The organism is Acinetobacter sp. ANC 4805 (assembly GCF_022549495.1).
Lineage (GTDB): Bacteria > Pseudomonadota > Gammaproteobacteria > Pseudomonadales > Moraxellaceae > Acinetobacter.
In genome coordinates this window covers 17,796-35,729 of sequence record NZ_JAKZGD010000014.1, presented here as the reverse complement: position 1 = coordinate 35,729, position 17,934 = coordinate 17,796, and the positions used below count along the sequence as shown (strand labels likewise).

20 protein-coding genes are annotated in these 17,934 nt (G+C 38.8%); 10 read left to right on the top strand and 10 right to left on the bottom strand.

All coding sequences use genetic code 11. The annotated features are described in order from the left end of the window. Window positions 1–140 precede the first annotated feature (140 nt). The 3 genes from MMP60_RS15510 to MMP60_RS15500 are packed head-to-tail and all read left to right on the top strand — an operon-like array spanning window position 141 to window position 1,838. On the top strand, window positions 141–530 hold the full coding sequence (locus MMP60_RS15510) for a hypothetical protein (protein ID WP_241337234.1): 390 nt from the start codon (window positions 141–143) through the stop codon (window positions 528–530). Window positions 531–550: 20 nt separating this feature from the next. Next, window positions 551–1,711: a glutathionylspermidine synthase family protein gene (locus MMP60_RS15505; RefSeq protein ID WP_241337233.1), complete on the top strand. Its 1,161-nt coding sequence runs from the start codon at window positions 551–553 to the stop codon at window positions 1,709–1,711. Continuing rightward, window positions 1,659–1,838 carry a hypothetical protein gene (locus MMP60_RS15500; RefSeq protein ID WP_241337256.1) on the top strand — a complete coding sequence of 60 codons (180 nt, stop codon included), beginning with the start codon at window positions 1,659–1,661 and terminating at the stop codon, window positions 1,836–1,838. Before MMP60_RS15505 ends, MMP60_RS15500 begins: the two co-directional genes overlap by 53 nt. 50 nt (window positions 1,839–1,888) lie before the next feature. Here the strand turns inward: MMP60_RS15500 and MMP60_RS15495 are convergent, their stop codons facing one another. From MMP60_RS15495 to MMP60_RS15485, 3 genes are read right to left on the bottom strand one after another with little or no spacing between them, the layout of a single operon-like run. Beyond that, window positions 1,889–2,722, bottom strand: a complete 834-nt coding sequence (locus MMP60_RS15495) for an SDR family oxidoreductase (RefSeq protein ID WP_241337232.1) — start codon at window positions 2,720–2,722, stop codon at window positions 1,889–1,891. Between the two features lie 17 nt (window positions 2,723–2,739). Next, window positions 2,740–3,123, bottom strand: a complete 384-nt coding sequence (locus tag MMP60_RS15490) for a DoxX-like family protein (RefSeq protein WP_241337231.1) — start codon at window positions 3,121–3,123, stop codon at window positions 2,740–2,742. Window positions 3,124–3,154: 31 nt separating this feature from the next. Beyond that, window positions 3,155–3,628: a hypothetical protein gene (locus MMP60_RS15485; protein WP_241337230.1), complete on the bottom strand. Its 474-nt coding sequence runs from the start codon at window positions 3,626–3,628 to the stop codon at window positions 3,155–3,157. Window positions 3,629–3,814: 186 nt separating this feature from the next. On the opposite strand from MMP60_RS15485, the gene guaD reads away from it, so the two are divergent. The 3 genes from guaD (at window position 3,815) to MMP60_RS15470 (ending at window position 6,359) form a co-directional block, all read left to right on the top strand. Beyond that, on the top strand, window positions 3,815–5,131 hold the full coding sequence (gene guaD, locus MMP60_RS15480; RefSeq protein ID WP_241337229.1) for a guanine deaminase: 1,317 nt from the start codon (window positions 3,815–3,817) through the stop codon (window positions 5,129–5,131). Between the two features lie 224 nt (window positions 5,132–5,355). Beyond that, a complete protein-coding gene (gene hpt, locus MMP60_RS15475; protein WP_241337228.1) occupies window positions 5,356–5,883 on the top strand; it encodes a hypoxanthine phosphoribosyltransferase in 528 nt (175 codons plus the stop codon). Window positions 5,884–6,107: 224 nt separating this feature from the next. Next, window positions 6,108–6,359 (top strand): GlsB/YeaQ/YmgE family stress response membrane protein, encoded by a 252-nt coding sequence (locus MMP60_RS15470; RefSeq protein ID WP_241337227.1) that lies wholly within the window; start codon window positions 6,108–6,110, stop codon window positions 6,357–6,359. A 53-nt stretch (window positions 6,360–6,412) separates the two neighbouring features. On the opposite strand, the gene MMP60_RS15465 is transcribed toward MMP60_RS15470, so the two are convergent. Continuing rightward, on the bottom strand, window positions 6,413–7,111 hold the full coding sequence (locus MMP60_RS15465) for a DsbC family protein (RefSeq protein ID WP_241337226.1): 699 nt from the start codon (window positions 7,109–7,111) through the stop codon (window positions 6,413–6,415). 439 nt (window positions 7,112–7,550) lie between these two features. On the opposite strand from MMP60_RS15465, the gene MMP60_RS15460 reads away from it, so the two are divergent. Beyond that, window positions 7,551–8,720 carry a PilT/PilU family type 4a pilus ATPase gene (locus MMP60_RS15460; RefSeq protein ID WP_241337225.1) on the top strand — a complete coding sequence of 390 codons (1,170 nt, stop codon included), beginning with the start codon at window positions 7,551–7,553 and terminating at the stop codon, window positions 8,718–8,720. Between the two features lie 97 nt (window positions 8,721–8,817). Here the strand turns inward: MMP60_RS15460 and MMP60_RS15455 are convergent, their stop codons facing one another. From MMP60_RS15455 to rpmH, 6 genes are all read right to left on the bottom strand, one after another. Continuing rightward, on the bottom strand, window positions 8,818–9,159 hold the full coding sequence (locus MMP60_RS15455; RefSeq protein WP_241337224.1) for a hypothetical protein: 342 nt from the start codon (window positions 9,157–9,159) through the stop codon (window positions 8,818–8,820). A gap of 246 nt (window positions 9,160–9,405) precedes the next feature. After that, the gene (gene mnmE / locus MMP60_RS15450; protein ID WP_241337223.1) at window positions 9,406–10,761 is read right to left on the bottom strand and encodes a tRNA uridine-5-carboxymethylaminomethyl(34) synthesis GTPase MnmE; all 1,356 of its coding nucleotides are present in this window, start codon (window positions 10,759–10,761) and stop codon (window positions 9,406–9,408) included. A 114-nt stretch (window positions 10,762–10,875) separates the two neighbouring features. Further along, the gene (gene yidC, locus MMP60_RS15445; protein WP_241337222.1) at window positions 10,876–12,633 is read right to left on the bottom strand and encodes a membrane protein insertase YidC; all 1,758 of its coding nucleotides are present in this window, start codon (window positions 12,631–12,633) and stop codon (window positions 10,876–10,878) included. Between the two features lie 5 nt (window positions 12,634–12,638). Continuing rightward, on the bottom strand, window positions 12,639–12,959 hold the full coding sequence (gene yidD, locus MMP60_RS15440; protein ID WP_241337221.1) for a membrane protein insertion efficiency factor YidD: 321 nt from the start codon (window positions 12,957–12,959) through the stop codon (window positions 12,639–12,641). 9 nt (window positions 12,960–12,968) lie between these two features. Next, on the bottom strand, window positions 12,969–13,364 hold the full coding sequence (gene rnpA / locus MMP60_RS15435) for a ribonuclease P protein component (RefSeq protein WP_241337220.1): 396 nt from the start codon (window positions 13,362–13,364) through the stop codon (window positions 12,969–12,971). A gap of 28 nt (window positions 13,365–13,392) precedes the next feature. Next, complete coding sequence (rpmH, locus tag MMP60_RS15430; protein WP_000831329.1) at window positions 13,393–13,527, bottom strand: 50S ribosomal protein L34; 135 nt, start codon at window positions 13,525–13,527, stop codon at window positions 13,393–13,395. 663 nt (window positions 13,528–14,190) lie between these two features. Here rpmH and dnaA point away from each other — a divergent pair. The 3 genes from dnaA to recF all read left to right on the top strand — a co-directional run bounded on the left by dnaA (window position 14,191) and on the right by recF (window position 17,922). Further along, the gene (dnaA, locus tag MMP60_RS15425; RefSeq protein WP_241337219.1) at window positions 14,191–15,585 is read left to right on the top strand and encodes a chromosomal replication initiator protein DnaA; all 1,395 of its coding nucleotides are present in this window, start codon (window positions 14,191–14,193) and stop codon (window positions 15,583–15,585) included. 90 nt (window positions 15,586–15,675) lie between these two features. Continuing rightward, window positions 15,676–16,824, top strand: coding sequence for a DNA polymerase III subunit beta (gene dnaN, locus MMP60_RS15420; protein WP_241337218.1), 1,149 nt, complete (start codon window positions 15,676–15,678; stop codon window positions 16,822–16,824). A gap of 15 nt (window positions 16,825–16,839) precedes the next feature. Further along, a complete protein-coding gene (gene recF / locus MMP60_RS15415; RefSeq protein ID WP_241337254.1) occupies window positions 16,840–17,922 on the top strand; it encodes a DNA replication/repair protein RecF in 1,083 nt (360 codons plus the stop codon). Window positions 17,923–17,934 lie beyond the last annotated feature (12 nt).

The window sequence follows — 17,934 nt, the reverse complement described above, 5'->3', positions numbered from 1 at the left end:
CAGAACAGACTATACATTAAAAAAACAGATCAATATGATATGTTGGTTTATCACTTTTATCTTTCTTAATCAGAAACATAATAACCAAGGTTAATTCACATATTGATATTAACCATGCCAATTAAAATGAGTGGGGTTTCATGCGTTCCAAAAAAATTAGTCTTGTGGTTGTGCCATTATTATTATCTGCCTGTAGTCATAATGACGGTCCACTGGTACAAGATGTCTACAACAACCAATACGACTGTGCAGCTGACTGGAATACGGAAACCTGTGAAGAAGAAAACCATTCAGGCAACAGTGATTCAAGTGCGGGGGTTCGCTATTATGGTGGTTTTGGTTCAGGTCGTTATTTAGGACCACAATATTATCAAAATAACCGTGAAGTTTCGTTCCGTGGCAATACTTTACATCCACGCAGCAATCTCAGCGTGGGTCAACCCTCAATTTCAACCACTGCAAAACGCTATTCTGTATCATCCCCCATTCGTGGTGGCTTTGGTCGTGGCGGCTCATCATTTGGCGGCTAATTAAAAGACTGAAACTCAAGATGAAAAGAAAAATTTTAGCACCCCGCACAGACTGGCAACTCGAACACCAAAAAATTGGTTTCGATTATTTTAATTTACCTTCACTTGATGGCTCAATTTACTGGTCAGAAGGAATTGCCTACGAATTTACACTGAAGCAAATTGAACAGCTTGAAGATGCAGCCAATGAGCTCCACCAAATGTGCTTAGCTGTGACAAGTGATTTGATTCAACGCGGTAATTATCCTGATTATTTCCAGATTCCATCTGCCGCAATTGCACATATCGAGCAGTCTTGGCGACACAATGCGCCGATGCTATATGGACGTTTTGACTTTGCTTATGACGGGCGCAATATCAAAATGCTGGAATACAATGCTGATACCCCCACAGGACTGTTAGAAGCCTCAGTAGCACAATGGCTCTGGATAGAACAGGTATCAGGAATTCCAAATCGCGATCAATTTAATAGTATTCACGAAGATTTAATTAAACGTTGGAAAACGATTCTACCGCGAGGCAGTCATGTGCATTTTGCAGCCTGTCAGGAGGCAGGGCGAGAGGATTGGGGCAATCTAGAATATTTAATGGATACGGCTTTTCAAGCGCATCTACAAGTTTCTGAACTTTCAATGGAAAATATTGGCTGGAATGGACAAAGTTTTGTTGATCTGAACAATCGACCGATTCAAAACCTATTCAAGTTATACCCTTGGGAATGGATTTGGGAAGAATCATTCTCTCAATATCTGAGTCCGCAATCGAATTGGATCGAACCATGTTGGAAAATGCTGCTCTCTAATAAAGCAATTTTAGTGGAGCTTTGGAAACGCTATCCAAATCACCCTCTTTTAGTTGAGACCCATCATTTTGATCCACAGCAAAAACTCTCTGGCAAATGGGTCAAAAAACCGATTTTAGCAAGGGAAGGGGCGAATATCCGAGTGTTGCAAGATGGTCAAGATCAAGGGGCTGCTTCTGGCAGTTTCTATTTTGATGACTATGATAAATATGGTTATGTGGTGCAAGAATGGGTAGATACTCCATTATTTGCAGGGCAGTTACCAACGCTCGGTTTATGGATGGTCGGACATCAATGTGCGGGCATGTCAATTCGAGAAGACTGCTATGACATTATCGGCAATGATGCCCATTTTGCAGCGCATTATTTTGTGGAGTGAAATAAAAATAAATCAAGCAAAAGAATTTGATCAAGCTCTCAGAGCCTTTTGCTATTTTTCTTTGATTGTAGCCTTTGCTTCAATCTTAACAGTCGCTTATGACAAGCTGGTTGGTGATGCAGAGTAAGATCAACAACTCCAGCAAGCAGACACAAGGACAGAAATAGTATGCTCGCGTTATTTGAGATGTTCTAAAGCCGTATCTTTGATTGGATTTCTACGCCAATAATAGGGCTGAAAAAAGCGAATCAATAATCGCCATGGTGTCATCCATACAATACGCACATTCGTCTTTTTATTATTAATTATCCCTTGAGCTAAATAGGCACAGACTTTTTCTGGAGGATCAATAATAAATAAAAATAGACGTTTCATTTTCTTCCAGTTCTGGACATTACCATTTTGCCATGAAGAAATCAGTAAATCCGTAGCAACCATACCTGGACTGAGTGTTCCAACCAAAATCGGAGTAGATTTACTTTCCCTATAAAGTGCCTGACTAAAATAACTGATTGCTCGTTTTGTCGTGCCATATACCGTCATGCCAGCACTCCATTCACCTCGACTACCCCAACCCTCCATATTAAAAATCTGTCCAAAGCCCTGTTTTAGCATGCCTTGTAAAGCAATTTGTGAACCTAACATCGTTCCCAAAAGATTCGTCTGTAGTACGCTATTCAGTTCATATTCCGTCATTCCTATAAATGCTTGGGTGGCATGACAATTACCTGCATTATTAATCCAAACATTGATTCTGCCAAAATGCTGAATGGCTGTATTCCATAACTGCTGTAACTGATCTTTTTGTGTGACATCACAACATAAACCTAAAATATTTTTGCTCTCAAACTGCTCAGTTAATTGCTGAATTGTTTGTTGTATTTGTTCTTCATTTCGAGCTGAAATCACCACAGCCCACCCCAAACTCAAAAAAGCTTTTGCCAACCCCAAACCAATCCCTTTACTACTCCCCGTAATCACCACACAATCCAGCAAACTCACATTACTCATGCATCTATTACCTATGGTTAATTTAAATCTGACTGACGAGATAGCATTAGAAAAATACAAGATAAACTGATCATAGCAAGATTCATGACCACTGGATTAAAAGCACGAAGCAAAGTATCTGGAAGCAATAGCCCAATTAAAATAAGCAGAAAAAGTAGTCCCAATATACTCAGATAATGCATAATCTTGTGATAGATCATCATAAAGCAAAGCCCAAATAGTATTTCGGCAATTCCTGTGGCTTGACCTGCCAACTTAGCAAATTCAGGTGATAACCCCATCCATTGCCAAACTGCAATTTCATCAGGACTGGTAAAAATTAGTTTAGGAATCAATCCTTGATAGACCCATAAAACTGCCAAGATGATATTGATAAATTTTAGAATAATGGCATCTTTCATGGCACACCTCTCAGATCAAAATTATACTAATTTAAATCGTATGCGCTGCAACCCGTTTCATATAAGACACCAAACGAGTGAAAAATAAAATTTGCAGGAAAATGGTAAAAGCCGAAACACACCATTCGTACCACATTTCAAATGCGGTTTGCGCTAAACCAAAATACTGATAAATCGCCAATAACACCACACCAAAAACCACGCCAAATACGGTATTTTGCATCAAAATAGGAAAGGACAATGCCGTGATTCTATTCAAAAAATGAATCCCTTGATCACCACCATTGGCTTGATACACCCTCTGCACACCGATCAACATAATCACAAGTGTTAATACTGCTTCAACCCCAATTACACGAACATCATAATAAGGCGAATACATACCATAGTAGTACACCGCACTCACCACCAATGCCGCTGCGAGATAATAGTTCTTATAATGTTGTTTACTTAAAGTATCCTCAGCCAACTCATGCGCTAACGCTTTGGTATTCCAATAATACATGCTTATTTTTTCCAAAAAGTATAATTATTGCTGACAATTTACCCATTTCCACTCAAAAGTAAAGTGAGTTGATTCAGTCAATTACTCACATTTACACACGTTCCATTCGCTTAAATTAGGAGAATAATCCAGTAAACTCGACAAAATCAGGTACAATCAACCGAAAAAATAAATTGGTAGGTTGTTATGACTTTGGCTACTCCCATCACAGTTATTCGTGGTCGCTTCTTAGATATTCAAAAAATCGTTTCTCAAGCGAGTGAAATTGCAGATCAAGTCCGTTATATCGAAGATGGTGTCTTGATCACTGAACAGGGCAAAATTCGCTGGTTTGGAACATGGGAAGATGCTCAAGCACAGTTACCTACACAAATTGAAATTCAGCATTATCCAGAACAATTGATCATTCCAGGCATGATCGATACTCATATTCATTTCCCTCAAACTGAAATGGTTGGTGCTTACGGCGAACAACTCCTGAGTTGGCTGAATACTTATACCTTCCCAACTGAAATCCAGTTTAAAGATAAAGCCTATGCGCAGGAGATTGCCAAATTCTTTGTGCAAGAACTCCTCAAAAATGGTACGACCACGGCATTAGTTTTTTGTACGGTACATCCTGAATCGGTAGATGCTTTATTTGAAGCCGCAGAACAGCATCAGATGCGTCTCATTGCAGGTAAAGTCATGATGGATCGTCATGCACCTGAAGCACTGTGCGATACCGCAGAGAGCGCCTATGATGATTCTAAGGCACTCATTGAGAAATGGCATGGTCAAGGTCGTGCGCTGTATGCCATCACACCACGCTTTGCTCCAACTTCTACACCTAAACAACTTGAAAGAGCAGGGCAACTCAAAGCTGAATATCCTGATGTTTATGTACATACACATCTAAGCGAAAATAAAGATGAAATTGCATGGGTTAAAGATTTATTCCCAGCGCAAAAAGGTTATCTAGATGTCTATCATCATTATGGCTTAACGGGTCAGCGTTCTGTGTTTGCTCACTGTGTCCATCTAGAAGATGCTGAATGGCAATGTATGCATGAGACTGACTCTGCAATTGCGTTCTGCCCAACCTCAAACCTGTTCCTCGGCAGTGGTTTATTCCCATTGAAAAAGACATGGCAGCAACAGGTTAAAGTCGGTTTAGGAACCGATATTGGGGCAGGGACTTCTTTTAGTCTATTGCAAACGGTCAATGAAGCTTACAAAGTACAACAGTTACAGGGCGACAAATTATCAGCTTTCGAATCACTATACCATGCAACACTCGGTGGCGCAAAAGCGTTAGACTTAGATGACAAGCTAGGCAATTTCAACGTCGGTAAAGAAGCCGATTTTGTGGTGTTAAATATTAAACCAACCGCATTGCAACAATTACGTCAGTCTCGCGCTAAATCACTTGAAGATAGTCTATTTGCTTTATTTACCATGGGGGATGACCGAAATATTGAGGCAACCTATATCTATGGACAAAAAGCCTATAGCCAAAACTAAATTTCTAAGCAAACAACGGCTTGGATTTCTACTATGGGCTACTGAATGTGCTGTTCTATTGAACCATGACAGTACACTTACTCAAAATGAAACATCTTCTTCACCATCAAAAGGTGCATGAAATGTGATTTTGTTTTAAAATTGCCACATTAGCTCAAGATTACGAGGTGTTGCAGGTCAACACCTTTTTTATTTTCCCTTTTTTAAGTTTTAGGAATCTACCGATGACCATTGCAATGCGCATTATGATTTCGAGTGAAGAGATTCAAGCCAAAGTCAAAGAACTTGGTGACAAAATCAATGCACACTATGCTCAAAGTGATAAAGAACTGGTATTAATTGGTTTGCTGCGTGGCTCAGTCATTTTTATGGCAGATTTATGCCGTTCAATCGAAAAACCACACGAACTCGATTTTATGACCGTGTCTAGCTATGGTGGCGGGACGGTTTCAACCCGCGATGTCAAAATTTTAAAAGACCTTGATGGTGAAATTCACGGTAAAGACGTTCTCGTGGTTGAAGACATTATTGACTCAGGCAATACCTTGAGCAAAGTGGTTGAAATGCTTAAAACACGTAACCCGAATTCAATTGAACTGTGTACTTTAGTGAGTAAACCATCACGCCGTGAAATTGATTTGGACGTAAAATTCTTAGGTTTTGAAGTCGAAGATCGCTTTATTGTTGGCTATGGACTGGATTTTGATCAGAAGTATCGTCACCTTCCTTTTATCGGTGAAATTGGTCTTTAATCAATACATGCTCTAGCGATATATAAATTATAAGCTTCATCTTGCGCTGTAATCAAAGCAGTGCATTACTCAGGTGCTAAAAGCACCTTTTTTATTATTCTTTGCTTAACTCAATCCAACAACTGCACAAAAATACGACATAAATAAGGAATCTTCTACAGACAAAATACGATCTAATCTAGCAGGATGTACGAAATATATTGTTAAAACAAGGAGAAAAGGCGATGTGGTCTCTCATTGTAGCGATTGTGGTGGGGTTTTTTGCAGGTTTAATTGCGCGTGCATTACATCCTGGTGAAGATAAAGCAGGCTTTATTGTGACAACGTTATTGGGGATTGCAGGCTCATTACTTGCGACTTATGGCGGTCGTTTACTTGGGTTTTATGGTGAAAACTCAGCTGCCGGTTTTATTGCATCTGTGATTGGTGCGGTGATTATCTTATTCATGTATAAATTAATCACCAAAAAAAGCTAGAACAAACTGATACTCCCAATCCATTACAATCAATGGATTGGGAGTTTTCTGATTTAGAGTCCTAATTCCTTCCAAATCATCTGAATTTCCTCAGCACTTCGCCCACCAACCATTTTCAAGCCATTCCCGAATATCAGCGTTGGCGTTCCTTCTATGCCTAATTTCTTCCCTAATTCTAGATTGCGATCAATCGGATTAGCACAGCTTTTCTCTTTAGGCTGTACATTCTTTTGCAATAAGTTTTTCCAAGCGTAAGCTTGGTTAGGATCACACCAAACCGATTTTGAGATCGCAATTGATTGCGCTTTTAATGGGTAGATAAAGGTGTAAATCGTGACATCATTGAGCTTATCCAGTTCAACTTCTAATTTTTTACAATAGGGGCAATTCGGATCTGAAAAAATAGCAAGCTGCTGTTTACCATTGCCTTTTACAGTTTTAATTGCATCTTTTAGAGGAAGTTGTTTCCAGTCAATTGAATTTTGCTTTAGAACCAAGTCCTTGGTCAGGTTCTTTTGATCTTTTAAACGAACCATCGAACCAATAAACATATGTTGAGCTGTTTCATCCAAATAAATAATCTGTTGATCTAAACTTGCACTGTATAAGCCTGTCATTTCTGTCGTTTGGATATTGCTCACATGGATATTAGGATATTGCTGATTTAAATTATTTTTTAGGGTTTCCACATTTGCAAAACTTAGCACAGACAAACTACTTAATAATGAAAATACCCCAATTCTTCTAAACATGACAGATACTCAATTTAAAAATCAGCACTATTCTAATCAGGCTTGATCCGATAAACCGCCTAGCTTACCGAGTAACAACTAAAACCCAACCAAGCACTGCGATGTTTCACGTGGAACATCCGATTTTTTAAGGGTAGATTCACATCACAGATAAAAAGACTATTTTTGGTAAAAAGATGACAAAAATTCTCACACCATATTGATATTTATGCCATAAATTAAAATCAAACTAGATCGTTTGGTTTATTTTTGGAATAATTAAAGCACAATCAGCAAGGCAACTTCTGTGTTTTCATTATGCTTGAATAGACAGAGATGAATTACAGAACTTTTGGGGCTTCATTTTAAAGAAATAAGGATATGTTTTCCTTTGCATGATTACTTTTAACTTCACATCCTCTGACTGTGTTCAGTCTTGTCTTAAAATTTAGGTATACCCATGTATAATTCGGAACTATTAGAAGAAGCCAAAACGTTTATGTTTCATATGCTGACCAAAGTGGTCGAATATGGCGGCTCAGATTTATTTATTACAGCAGATTTTCCACCGAGTATAAAATTACAAGGTTTGATGCGCCCTTTGGGACAGCAAATCTTAACAGCAGAAAAAACTAAGCTATTTGCATATAGCCTAATGAATGAAAAACAACGCCAAGAGTTTGAAAACGAATGGGAATGTAATTTCGCTATCAACATTCCTGATGTATCTCGCTTTCGTGTTAATGTATTTAAACAACAACTTCAGATTGGCATGGTCATCCGAACCATTACCTCAGAAATCCCAACCTTCCAAAAGCTCAAACTCCCAGAATCATTGAAAAATGTCATGATGGAAAAACGTGGCTTAGTATTAGTCGTTGGAAGTACGGGGTCAGGTAAATCAACCTCATTGGCGGCAATGATTGATTATCGTAATGAAAATTCTGCGGGGCATATTATTACGGTTGAAGATCCCGTGGAATATGTACACAAACATAAGAAATCAATGATTACCCATCGAGAAGTCGGTGTAGATTGCCATACTTGGCACCATGCTTTAAAAAATACCTTGCGTCAGGCACCTGATGTGATTCTGATCGGCGAAATCCGTGATACTGAAACCATGGAACATGCGATTGCTTTCGCTGAAACAGGGCATCTGTGTTTAGGGACGCTCCACGCCAACAATGCCAACCAAGCCTTAGATCGAATCATCAACTTCTTTCCAGATGAACGTCGCAATCAATTACTGATGGATCTTTCATCCAATATGAAAGCCATTATTTCTCAACGTTTGGTACGTACTCAAGATGGTCACGGTCGTCGTGCAGCGGTAGAAATTTTACTAAATACGCCGTTAATTGCAGAAAATATCCTGAAAGGTCAATTTCATAATCTCAAAGAAATTATGACCAAGTCTCGTGAATTAGGTATGCAGACTTTTGATCAGGCTTTATTTGATTTATATAATGAAGGTGCAATTAGTTATGACGAGGCATTACGTAATGCTGACTCACTCAATGAATTGCGTCTACAGATTAAACTGAAAAGTACTCGCCAAGAAGGTGTTCCTGCTAGCGCTGCGACATCACTTAATATGGTAAAAGAGGGCGAACAAGAAGAAGCTTGATATTAACGCAGCTTAGATAATAGAAATAAGTAACTAAGCTGCTTTTTACTTTATATTGAGGAATATAAGATTAAAATATAAATTAATTGATGATTTTTTAAGAATCAATAGCGAATTTTTTCTTTAAAGCATGCCAATAACTCACAATCTTATTTTTAAAATTTATAAGAAATGCTTTAAAGCCTAATTCTTTTTTATCTTGTTGTTTCAACCGATCTTGCAAACGTTTTTCTTTGGCTTGAATTTCAGCGAGTTTCTGTTCTTTTGCTTCTTTCTCTTCTTTTAATTTATCTGCTACTGTCTTCCCTGTACCCTTACAAGGCTTTGATTGAAATACAACGGCGCCATTCTCTTTGCATTGATAAACTTCAGTTTGAGCATAGATAGAGAGAGATGATGTTAAAAATATGCAAAATATAGCCAAAATAAAATAATTCACGGTATATAACCTAATATTCTCAAATTTAATAAATTTATAAAAACTCAACCATATTAATTCATATGCATAATAAAGATCAAAGATATGCCATTAAAATAATGTAAGAAAATAATTTTTATTTAAAATATCACGTTATTTTAAAATTAAAAATGGTTATATCCTATCTAAAAAAACCATAAAAAAGCACTAAGTTAATATCTTAATGCTTATCTCGCTTTCTAAGCTCGAACAATTATTCGAAATAAATTACTTTCCAATACAAAACGAACCAAAAATCTTACCCAATAAATCATCGGCACTAAAATCACCCGTGATTTCACCTAATGCATTTTGAGCCAAACGTAGTGACTCTGCGACTAGTTCACCCGCATTAAATACCACAAGTTGCTCACGAGCTTCCGACAAATAGCGCTGAGTGCGCTTCATTGCGTCTAAATGGCGCGTTCTAGCAATAAAGGTGTCTTCCTCAGGTTGAAAGCCTGCATGCGCTGTAATCGCATCTATGAGCGCCTGAACACCCATATCTTGTTTCGCTGAGACACGGATATGACGAAAACCTTGATAATCGCTCAGTTCTGCAGCCTGATCTGTTAAATCACACTTATTACCAATCAACAACAACCGCTTTGGTTCAAGATGATCGGCAAAATATTGCTGTGCTAACTGCAAAGGTTCATCACCTTGATTTAAATCATAGACCAACAGCAATAAATCTGCCTGTTCAATTTCTTTGATGGCACGACGGATTCCTTCTTGCTCGACAAGATCACCCGTTTCGCGCAAACCCGCAGTATCAGTTAAAGTAATCGGCAAACCATTTAGACTGATCTTTTCATGTAAAACGTCACGCGTTGTTCCTGCAATATCCGTCACGATCGCACGCTCATGCCCCGCCAATGTATTTAACAGACTAGATTTACCAGCATTGGGCTTACCTGCAATCACGACCTGTAAACCTTCGCGTAATAGCTGTCCTTGACGTGCAGACTGTTGAACAACTTTGACGGAGTCCTGTACATCATCTAGCAAAGCCAAAATCTTGCCATCAGCAAGAAAATCAATTTCCTCTTCTGGAAAATCAATCGCAGCTTCAACATGCAAACGCAAATGAATCAATTTTTCTAAAACTGTATTAATTTTAGTTGAAAATACCCCCTGCAAGGAACGAACTGCCGAACGTGCCGCAGCTTGTGAAGTCGCATCAATCAAATCAGCAATCGCTTCGGCTTGAACCAAATCCATTTTGCCATTTTCAAAAGCACGCATGGAAAATTCACCTGCCTTTGCAGCCATTGCGCCCAAATCAAGCAAGCGCGCCAACAAGGCATTCTGAATCACAGGACCACCATGCCCCTGTAGTTCCACCACATCTTCACCAGTAAAGGAATGTGGATTTGGAAAACATAATACGATCCCTTCATCCATCACCGAACCATCAGCATCACAAAACTGACGAAAACCTGCCATTCGTGCCGCAGGAAGACTTTTCTGGGTCAATTGCTCAGCAATCTCATAGGCTTTAGGTCCAGAGAGCCGAATTACCCCCACACCACCACGACCTAATGGGGTAGCAATCGCAGCAATTGTGGTTTGATATTGCATCTTAAATTCACCTAAAAACGAGCGGGTTATACAATGGATAACCCTAAATACAGACAAAGAAAAATCCGCCTAAGATTACCATCTTAAGCGGATTTATTCAGTAAAAGTTCGAACTTAAGCGCTCGGCTCAACCTTGTTGAGACGATCTTTTTCGACACCTTTGTTAATAAACCATTGTTGTAAAATGGTAATACTGTTGTTGACGATCCAGTAAAGTACCAAGCCCGCAGGGAAGAACAGCATGAAGACCGTAAACATGATTGGCATAATACGGAATACTTTCGCTTGCATTGGATCTGTCGGTTGTGGATTCAGCATTTGCTGAACATACATGGTCACACCCATGATCAATGGCAAGATAAACCACGGATCCATCGCAGATAAATCTTGAATCCAACCTAACCACGGTGCATGGCGAAGTTCAACCGATTCCATCAATACCCAGTATAAGGCTAAGAAAATCGGCATTTGTAACAGCAATGGCAAGCAACCAGACAATGGATTGACTTGTTCACGCTTATAAAGCGCCATCATTTCTTGAGAGAAACGCATACGATCTTCACCAAATTCTTCTTTCATGCGTTGCATTTCTGGTGCAATCACACGCATTTTCGCCATTGAGCGATAACTTTTCGAAGAAAGTGGCCATAAAATCAACTTCACTAAGATCGTCAACAAAATAATTGACCAACCCCAGTTACCCACCAAATTATGGAAGAATTGTAGACCAAGGAACAATAATTTAGCGATCGGCCATAACCAACCATAATCTACAGTTTGGTTTAAACCAGCGGCTAAATCTTTCAGCTCAGATTGAACCTTTGGACCTGCATAGAGTTTCGCATCGACTTCCATTGAAGTACCAACAGGTACATTAATCACTGGAGAGGTGAAACTCATAATGTTCATTTTATCAGTAGACTGACGTGACTCTAATTTAGCTATATAAGGCTGGCCATCAGGTTGAGTCTGTTTTAGATTCCCTGGAATCCAGGCACTGACAAAATAATGCTGAACCATGGCAACCCAACCGCCCTTGGCTTCAACATTTAATTTTTCATCATTAAAATTAGTAAACTTTAACTTATTATAATTTGCATCAGGTGTACCCCATGCCCCACCAAGATAAGTACCTAAAGTGAAAATACCTTGTGAAGATTTACCTGGGTCATCTGAATCATCACGCTTTAACTGACCAAACATTTGACCTTGCCAGTTCTGCTGACTACGGTTAATGACTTGATGCTTCACCGTGATTGGATAATCACCTTGCGTAAATGTAAATGACTTAATAACTTCCACGCCTTCTGGTGTTTTAAATACCAACGGCACAGTCAATACTTGATGTGTTTTTCCATCTTTAGTCGCTACAGTTTTCGCATCAGCCAAAGTATATGCTGTTTTTTCAACATGATACATTGGTCGACCATTCCGGCTACTATCAGGTCCATTTAAACCAATTAAACCAGATTGAGCGACGTAAGTACGTTTCGCATCACTTTCCAGCATGACAAACGGTTTATCGCTGTCTTTACTTTCATCATGGCTTAATAACTCAATACGAACAATATCACCACCTTTTGGATTGATCCAAAGATGGTAAAGATCCGTTTGTACTGAAATCAGTTGCTGACTAACAGAAGGAGTTTCTGTCGTTTGTGATGTAGTCACATTTGCTTGTGGCAAGTCTGAAGCCGCTGTTGCATTTTGAGCATTTGGCAAATCTGCAGATACTTCATGAGCACTTACAACCGCCGCTTGTTGTTGCGGTGCTGGTGCAGCATGACCATAATCTTTTTGCCAAGCCAAAATAAGCAAATATGCGGTAACAAACATGGCTCCAAGAATTGCAAATCTGGCCCATTGTTGCATATCTATTATCCCAAATGGTTAGAGAGATTTTGCTTGAGTAAACGATCACGAAAGGGTACAGCAACGTGATGCATTTGAGAATCTATTTGATGAAACGAAATAAAACGAAGTGCTTTGCATGGTACTGGATCGTAGCCTGAACCACCCCAAGGATGACAACGGCAAACTCGTTTGGTTGATAACCATACACCTTTGACCGTACCATGAGTTTGCAATGCTTCGATTGCATATTGCGAGCAAGTGGGGATATAGCGACAACGAGGACCCAATAATGGACTAATTGCAATTTGGTAACATCTAATCAACCAATGTAGTAAACGTACCATTGGATATCTCTAATTTTTTGAGGATGTTACAACAACTTTGGAATGCTTTTTTGCTAAGCGTTGTAATTTCTGCCAAGCAAAATCTAATTGTTGATGTAATTCTTGATTTGCGATTGCTTCTATACCAACTTTAGGCATCACTACAATATCAATATCAGCATTAAATTGCGCTTGATGTAAGCGAAAGCTCTCCCGAGCAAGACGTTTTATTCGATTTCGTTCATGTGCCCGACGGACTTTCTTTTTAGCAACAACAATACCCAAACGGCTATTCGGCTGTTCGGTTAATTTTGCTAAAAAAAGGAAATGGGGCTGGTGCACTTTAAAAAGCGCACCATCAAATACACTTTTATAATCAGCAGCACAACGAATACGAGATTCTGTGCCGAAACTGTAAAGTGCCATCACCCAAGTCTGGTCGGCTTAACAGTAATTAAACAGTTAAGCTGTGACGACCTTTCGCACGACGACGAGCTAAAACTTGACGACCTGCTTTAGTAGCCATACGAGCGCGGAAACCATGAACGCGTTTACGCTTTAATTCAGATGGTTGGAAAGTACGTTTCATTTCGAAACTCCAAAATGATCTTTCTATAAAGGTCCGCGATTTTATTGTGCAATGTTTACGCTGTCAATCAAAAATCAAAAACTTTACATTTTGTTTATGTTGTTTTGAAGCAAGAAAGCAACAAGCGATCAAATGCTTTTATTGAAAACAAAAAATATACACAAGCTATCTATTTAAATTATATCAATATTAATATATATTCACAGTTTACAAACAAGTTTATCAACAATTTAATTTCAGTTATAAATTTAATTCTTGGATTTTAAATTTAATTTTCGATATGCTCACTTATCCACAAATCGTGTGAGCCTTATAAGTAAATTCAAATTTTAAAATTTAAATTTATTACTATTAGTGTTGATAAATTCTGTGGAAATCTACTTTTTCACTTAGATAAACAGTTAGTTGGTTTGTGGATAACCGTGTTTTTATTGTTTTTATAGTTTGTGGATAACTTTGTGCTAAAAAGTATCCACAGGTTGTTCAAAAAGTTATGCACATGTGGTTTGAATTTAAATTTAAAAGCGAATGTTTTCTTTTTCAGCAAAAGTCTCATAAATTTGCCTGACAGATGTGGATAACTTGGTTAGAATGGCGACCCCTTTGAAAATAGGGTGTTGGTTTTTATTTTTGAATTTAAAATGGATGGATTAGGGGATGCACATGCTTTGGACAGACTGCTTAACTCGCTTGCGACAAGAGCTCTCTGATAACGTCTTTGCGATGTGGATTCGTCCTTTGGTTGCCGAAGAGGTTGATGGAGTCATGCGTTTATACGCACCTAACCCTTATTGGACACGTTATATTCAAGATAATCATCTAGAGTTGATTTCAATTCTTGCTGAACAACTTTCTGAAGGTCGAGTACGTCAAGTTGAGATTTTAGTCGATTCCCGTCCTGGAACGATCTTATCTTCTAGTGAACAACCAGCAACAACGACAGCTGCTTTAAATACGCCAGTTTCTGTACCTACCAAAGTTAAAAAAGATTCAGATTTGGTGCAACCAAGCCAAAATGTCACCAAAATACCGAAAAAAAGACAATTAAATCCTCTATTTACATTTTCTTTGTTTGTGGAAGGTCGTTCCAACCAGATGGCGGCTGAAACTTGCCGTAAAGTGTTAACGCAATTAGGTGCATCTCAACACAATCCTTTATTTTTATATGGCCCAACAGGTTTAGGTAAAACACATTTAATGCAAGCAGTTGGTAATGCTTTATTGCAAGCCAAACCGAATGCGCGTGTGATGTATATGACTTCAGAGAGTTTTGTCCAAGACTTTGTTAGTTCATTACAGAAGGGGAAGGTAGAGGAATTTAAGAAAAACTGTCGTTCTTTAGATTTGCTATTGGTGGATGATATTCATTTACTCGCAGGTAAAGAGGCGAGTTTGGTCGAGTTTTTCTATACTTTTAATGCTTTACTCGATGAATCTAAACAAATTATTTTGACATCTGACCGTTATCCAAAAGAATTAACTGAACTTGATCCGCGTTTAGTCTCTCGTTTTTCATGGGGCTTATCGGTGGGGGTTGAACCACCAGATATTGAAACACGGATCGAAATTTTGTTGAAAAAAGCTGAAAATAGTGGTGTGGATTTACCACGGAATTGTGCTTTATTTATTGCACAACAAGTGGTTGCGAATGTTCGTGAACTTGAAGGTGCATTGAATAAAGTTGTTGCGATTTCTCGTTTCAAAGGTACGGCGATTGATCTTGATGTGGTGCGTGAGTCTTTAAAAGATGTCCTTGCCATTCGTGCGCGTACTATTAGTGTTGAAAATATTCAGCGTGTGGTCAGTGAATATTTCCGTATCCCACTCAAAGAATTGGTTGGTCCAAAACGTACCCGTATTTATGCGCGCCCACGTCAACTTGCAATGGGCTTAGCGCGTGAACTGACAGGGGATAGTTTCCCTGAAATTGGGATGGCATTTGGTGGTCGTGACCATAGTACCGTGATGCATGCTTGTGAAAAAGTGATGAGTTTGCGGGAAGAAGACCCAATTTTTAATGAAGACTATAAAAACTTACTTCGTCTGTTACAAAGTTAATCTATTTTTCAGAGTTGCAAACTGCTTTTAAGTGCAGCATAGTACACTGCTAACATTCATATCGGCTTCTGTTGTTAAGAGGAATAAATCGTGCGTTTGAAAATCGCTAAAGAAAGTTTACTCAATGTTTTATCACATGTCGTGGGGGCTGTTGAGCGCCGTCATACTTTGAATATTCTTTCAAATGTTAAAATTCAAACCACTCAACAAGCTCTCACCATTACAGGTTCAGATTTAGAAGTCGAATTGGTTGCAAGCACAACTCTAATCGAAGGGGCTTGTTTGCAAGCAGGTGAAACCACAGTTCCTGCACGAAAACTCGTCGAGATTTGTAAATCTCTTCCAACGGCTGCACTTATTGATTTACAAATTACAGAAGATCAGCGCTGTATTTTAAAATCAGGCAATAGCCGTTTTGTCTTAGGCACGCTGCCTGCTGAAGATTATCCTTTATTAACTACTGAAAATAGTCAAGGTACGCAAGTTCAAGTCACGCAACGTGAATTGAAACGTTTATTTGAAAAAACAGCCTTTGCAATGGCAGTGCAAGACGTACGTTTTTATTTAACAGGTACTTTACTTGAAATTGATCAAAATCAATTACGTACAGTCACAACAGATGGTCATCGTTTGGCTTTATGTGAAGTATCGGCTTCATCAACAGCTTCTGGGGCAATTCAAGCGATTGTTCCTCGTAAAGCAGTAGGTGAATTACAGCGTTTACTCAGTATTGAAGATGAACAATTGACCTTGTTGATTGGTCGTGAATTGTTAAACGTGACGATCAATACGCCAAGCCGTGACAAAGAGCAAGGTGATATTACCGTTCGCTTTACCACTAAATTAATTGATGGGAAATTCCCAGACTATCGCCGTGTTATTCCAAAAGGTGGCGATAAACACGTCTTGATTGCACATGATGTATTTAAACAATCTTTGCAACGTGTGGCAATTTTGAGTAATGAGAAATTACGTGGTGTATTTTTGAATTTTAACCAAGATTCATTGCAATTGCGTGCGAATAACCCTGAGCAAGATGAAGCCGTTGAAGATATTGCGATTCAATATCAAGATGCGCCATTAGAGATGTCATTTAATGCGCAATATATCCTTGAAGTCTTGGGGGTGCTTGATGGTGATGATGTAAAAATGAGTATGTCTGAAGCAAACCAGTCTGTTCTTGTGCAAGACCCTGAGCATCCAGATCAAACCTATGTGGTCATGCCGATGCGAGTTTAATTCGGGCTTTCAATGATGCAAATTACGCGTTTAAATATCGAGCGTGTACGTAACTTACAAACGGTTGCACTCAGTGAGTTGCAACCGTTTAATATTTTTTATGGGGCAAATGGTTCTGGTAAAACGTCGATTTTAGAAGCCATTCATTTGTTAGCAACAGGGCGATCATTTCGCACTCATATTCCAAAACATTATATTCAGTACGAGGCGAGTGATGCGATTGTATTTGCACAATCCACACATGAACGTATTGGTATGCAAAAACTGATATCAGGTGAGCAACTGATTAAGGTCAATGGCGACACGATTGCGACACAAGGGCAATTGGCAAAACTATTGCCATTACAGCACATTGATCCACAAAGTACCGATATTATTGACCATGGCGCTAAACCTCGGAGACAGTTGCTCGATTGGTTGATGTTTCACGTGGAACCTGAGTTTTATTTTGCATGGCAATATTATTCGCGTGCATTAAAACAGCGTAATAGTTTATTGAAAACACGACGTAACCTAACTTTGGTTGATTTAGAGCCGTGGAACAAGATGTTGAGTGATTATGGTGAAATTTTGCACTCACAACGCGTGGGGATTGTTGAGCAATGGAACCAGTTTTTTCTTGAAGATTTACAAAAATTATTGCCAAACCTTGAAATTGAACTGGAATACTGTCCGGGTTTTCATACCGAGCAAGGTTTATTTCAAAATTTAGTACAGCAGCATCAAAAAGACCTAGATCGACGTTATACCGAGTATGGGCCACATCGGGCAGATTTACGTTTAAAAACACCTTTTGGCAATGCGGATGATGTGTTGTCTCGCGGACAAAAAAAGTTGTTAATCATGGCATTAAAACTGTCACAAATTGCAATGCTGCATGCGAGTAACAAGGAAACTGTGGTATTATTAGATGATCTGACAGCAGAATTAGATCTAGCTGCACAACAACGTTTAATTGAGCGGCTGAGTCAATTAGGAAGTCAAGTTTTTATGACAACCTTAGACCATACGTCGGTATTAAAACACTTACATGATTTATCGATTCCTTTTCAATTGTTCCATGTTGTTCACGGTCAAGTCAGTCTTGCTGCACCATAATTTTATTTCCTC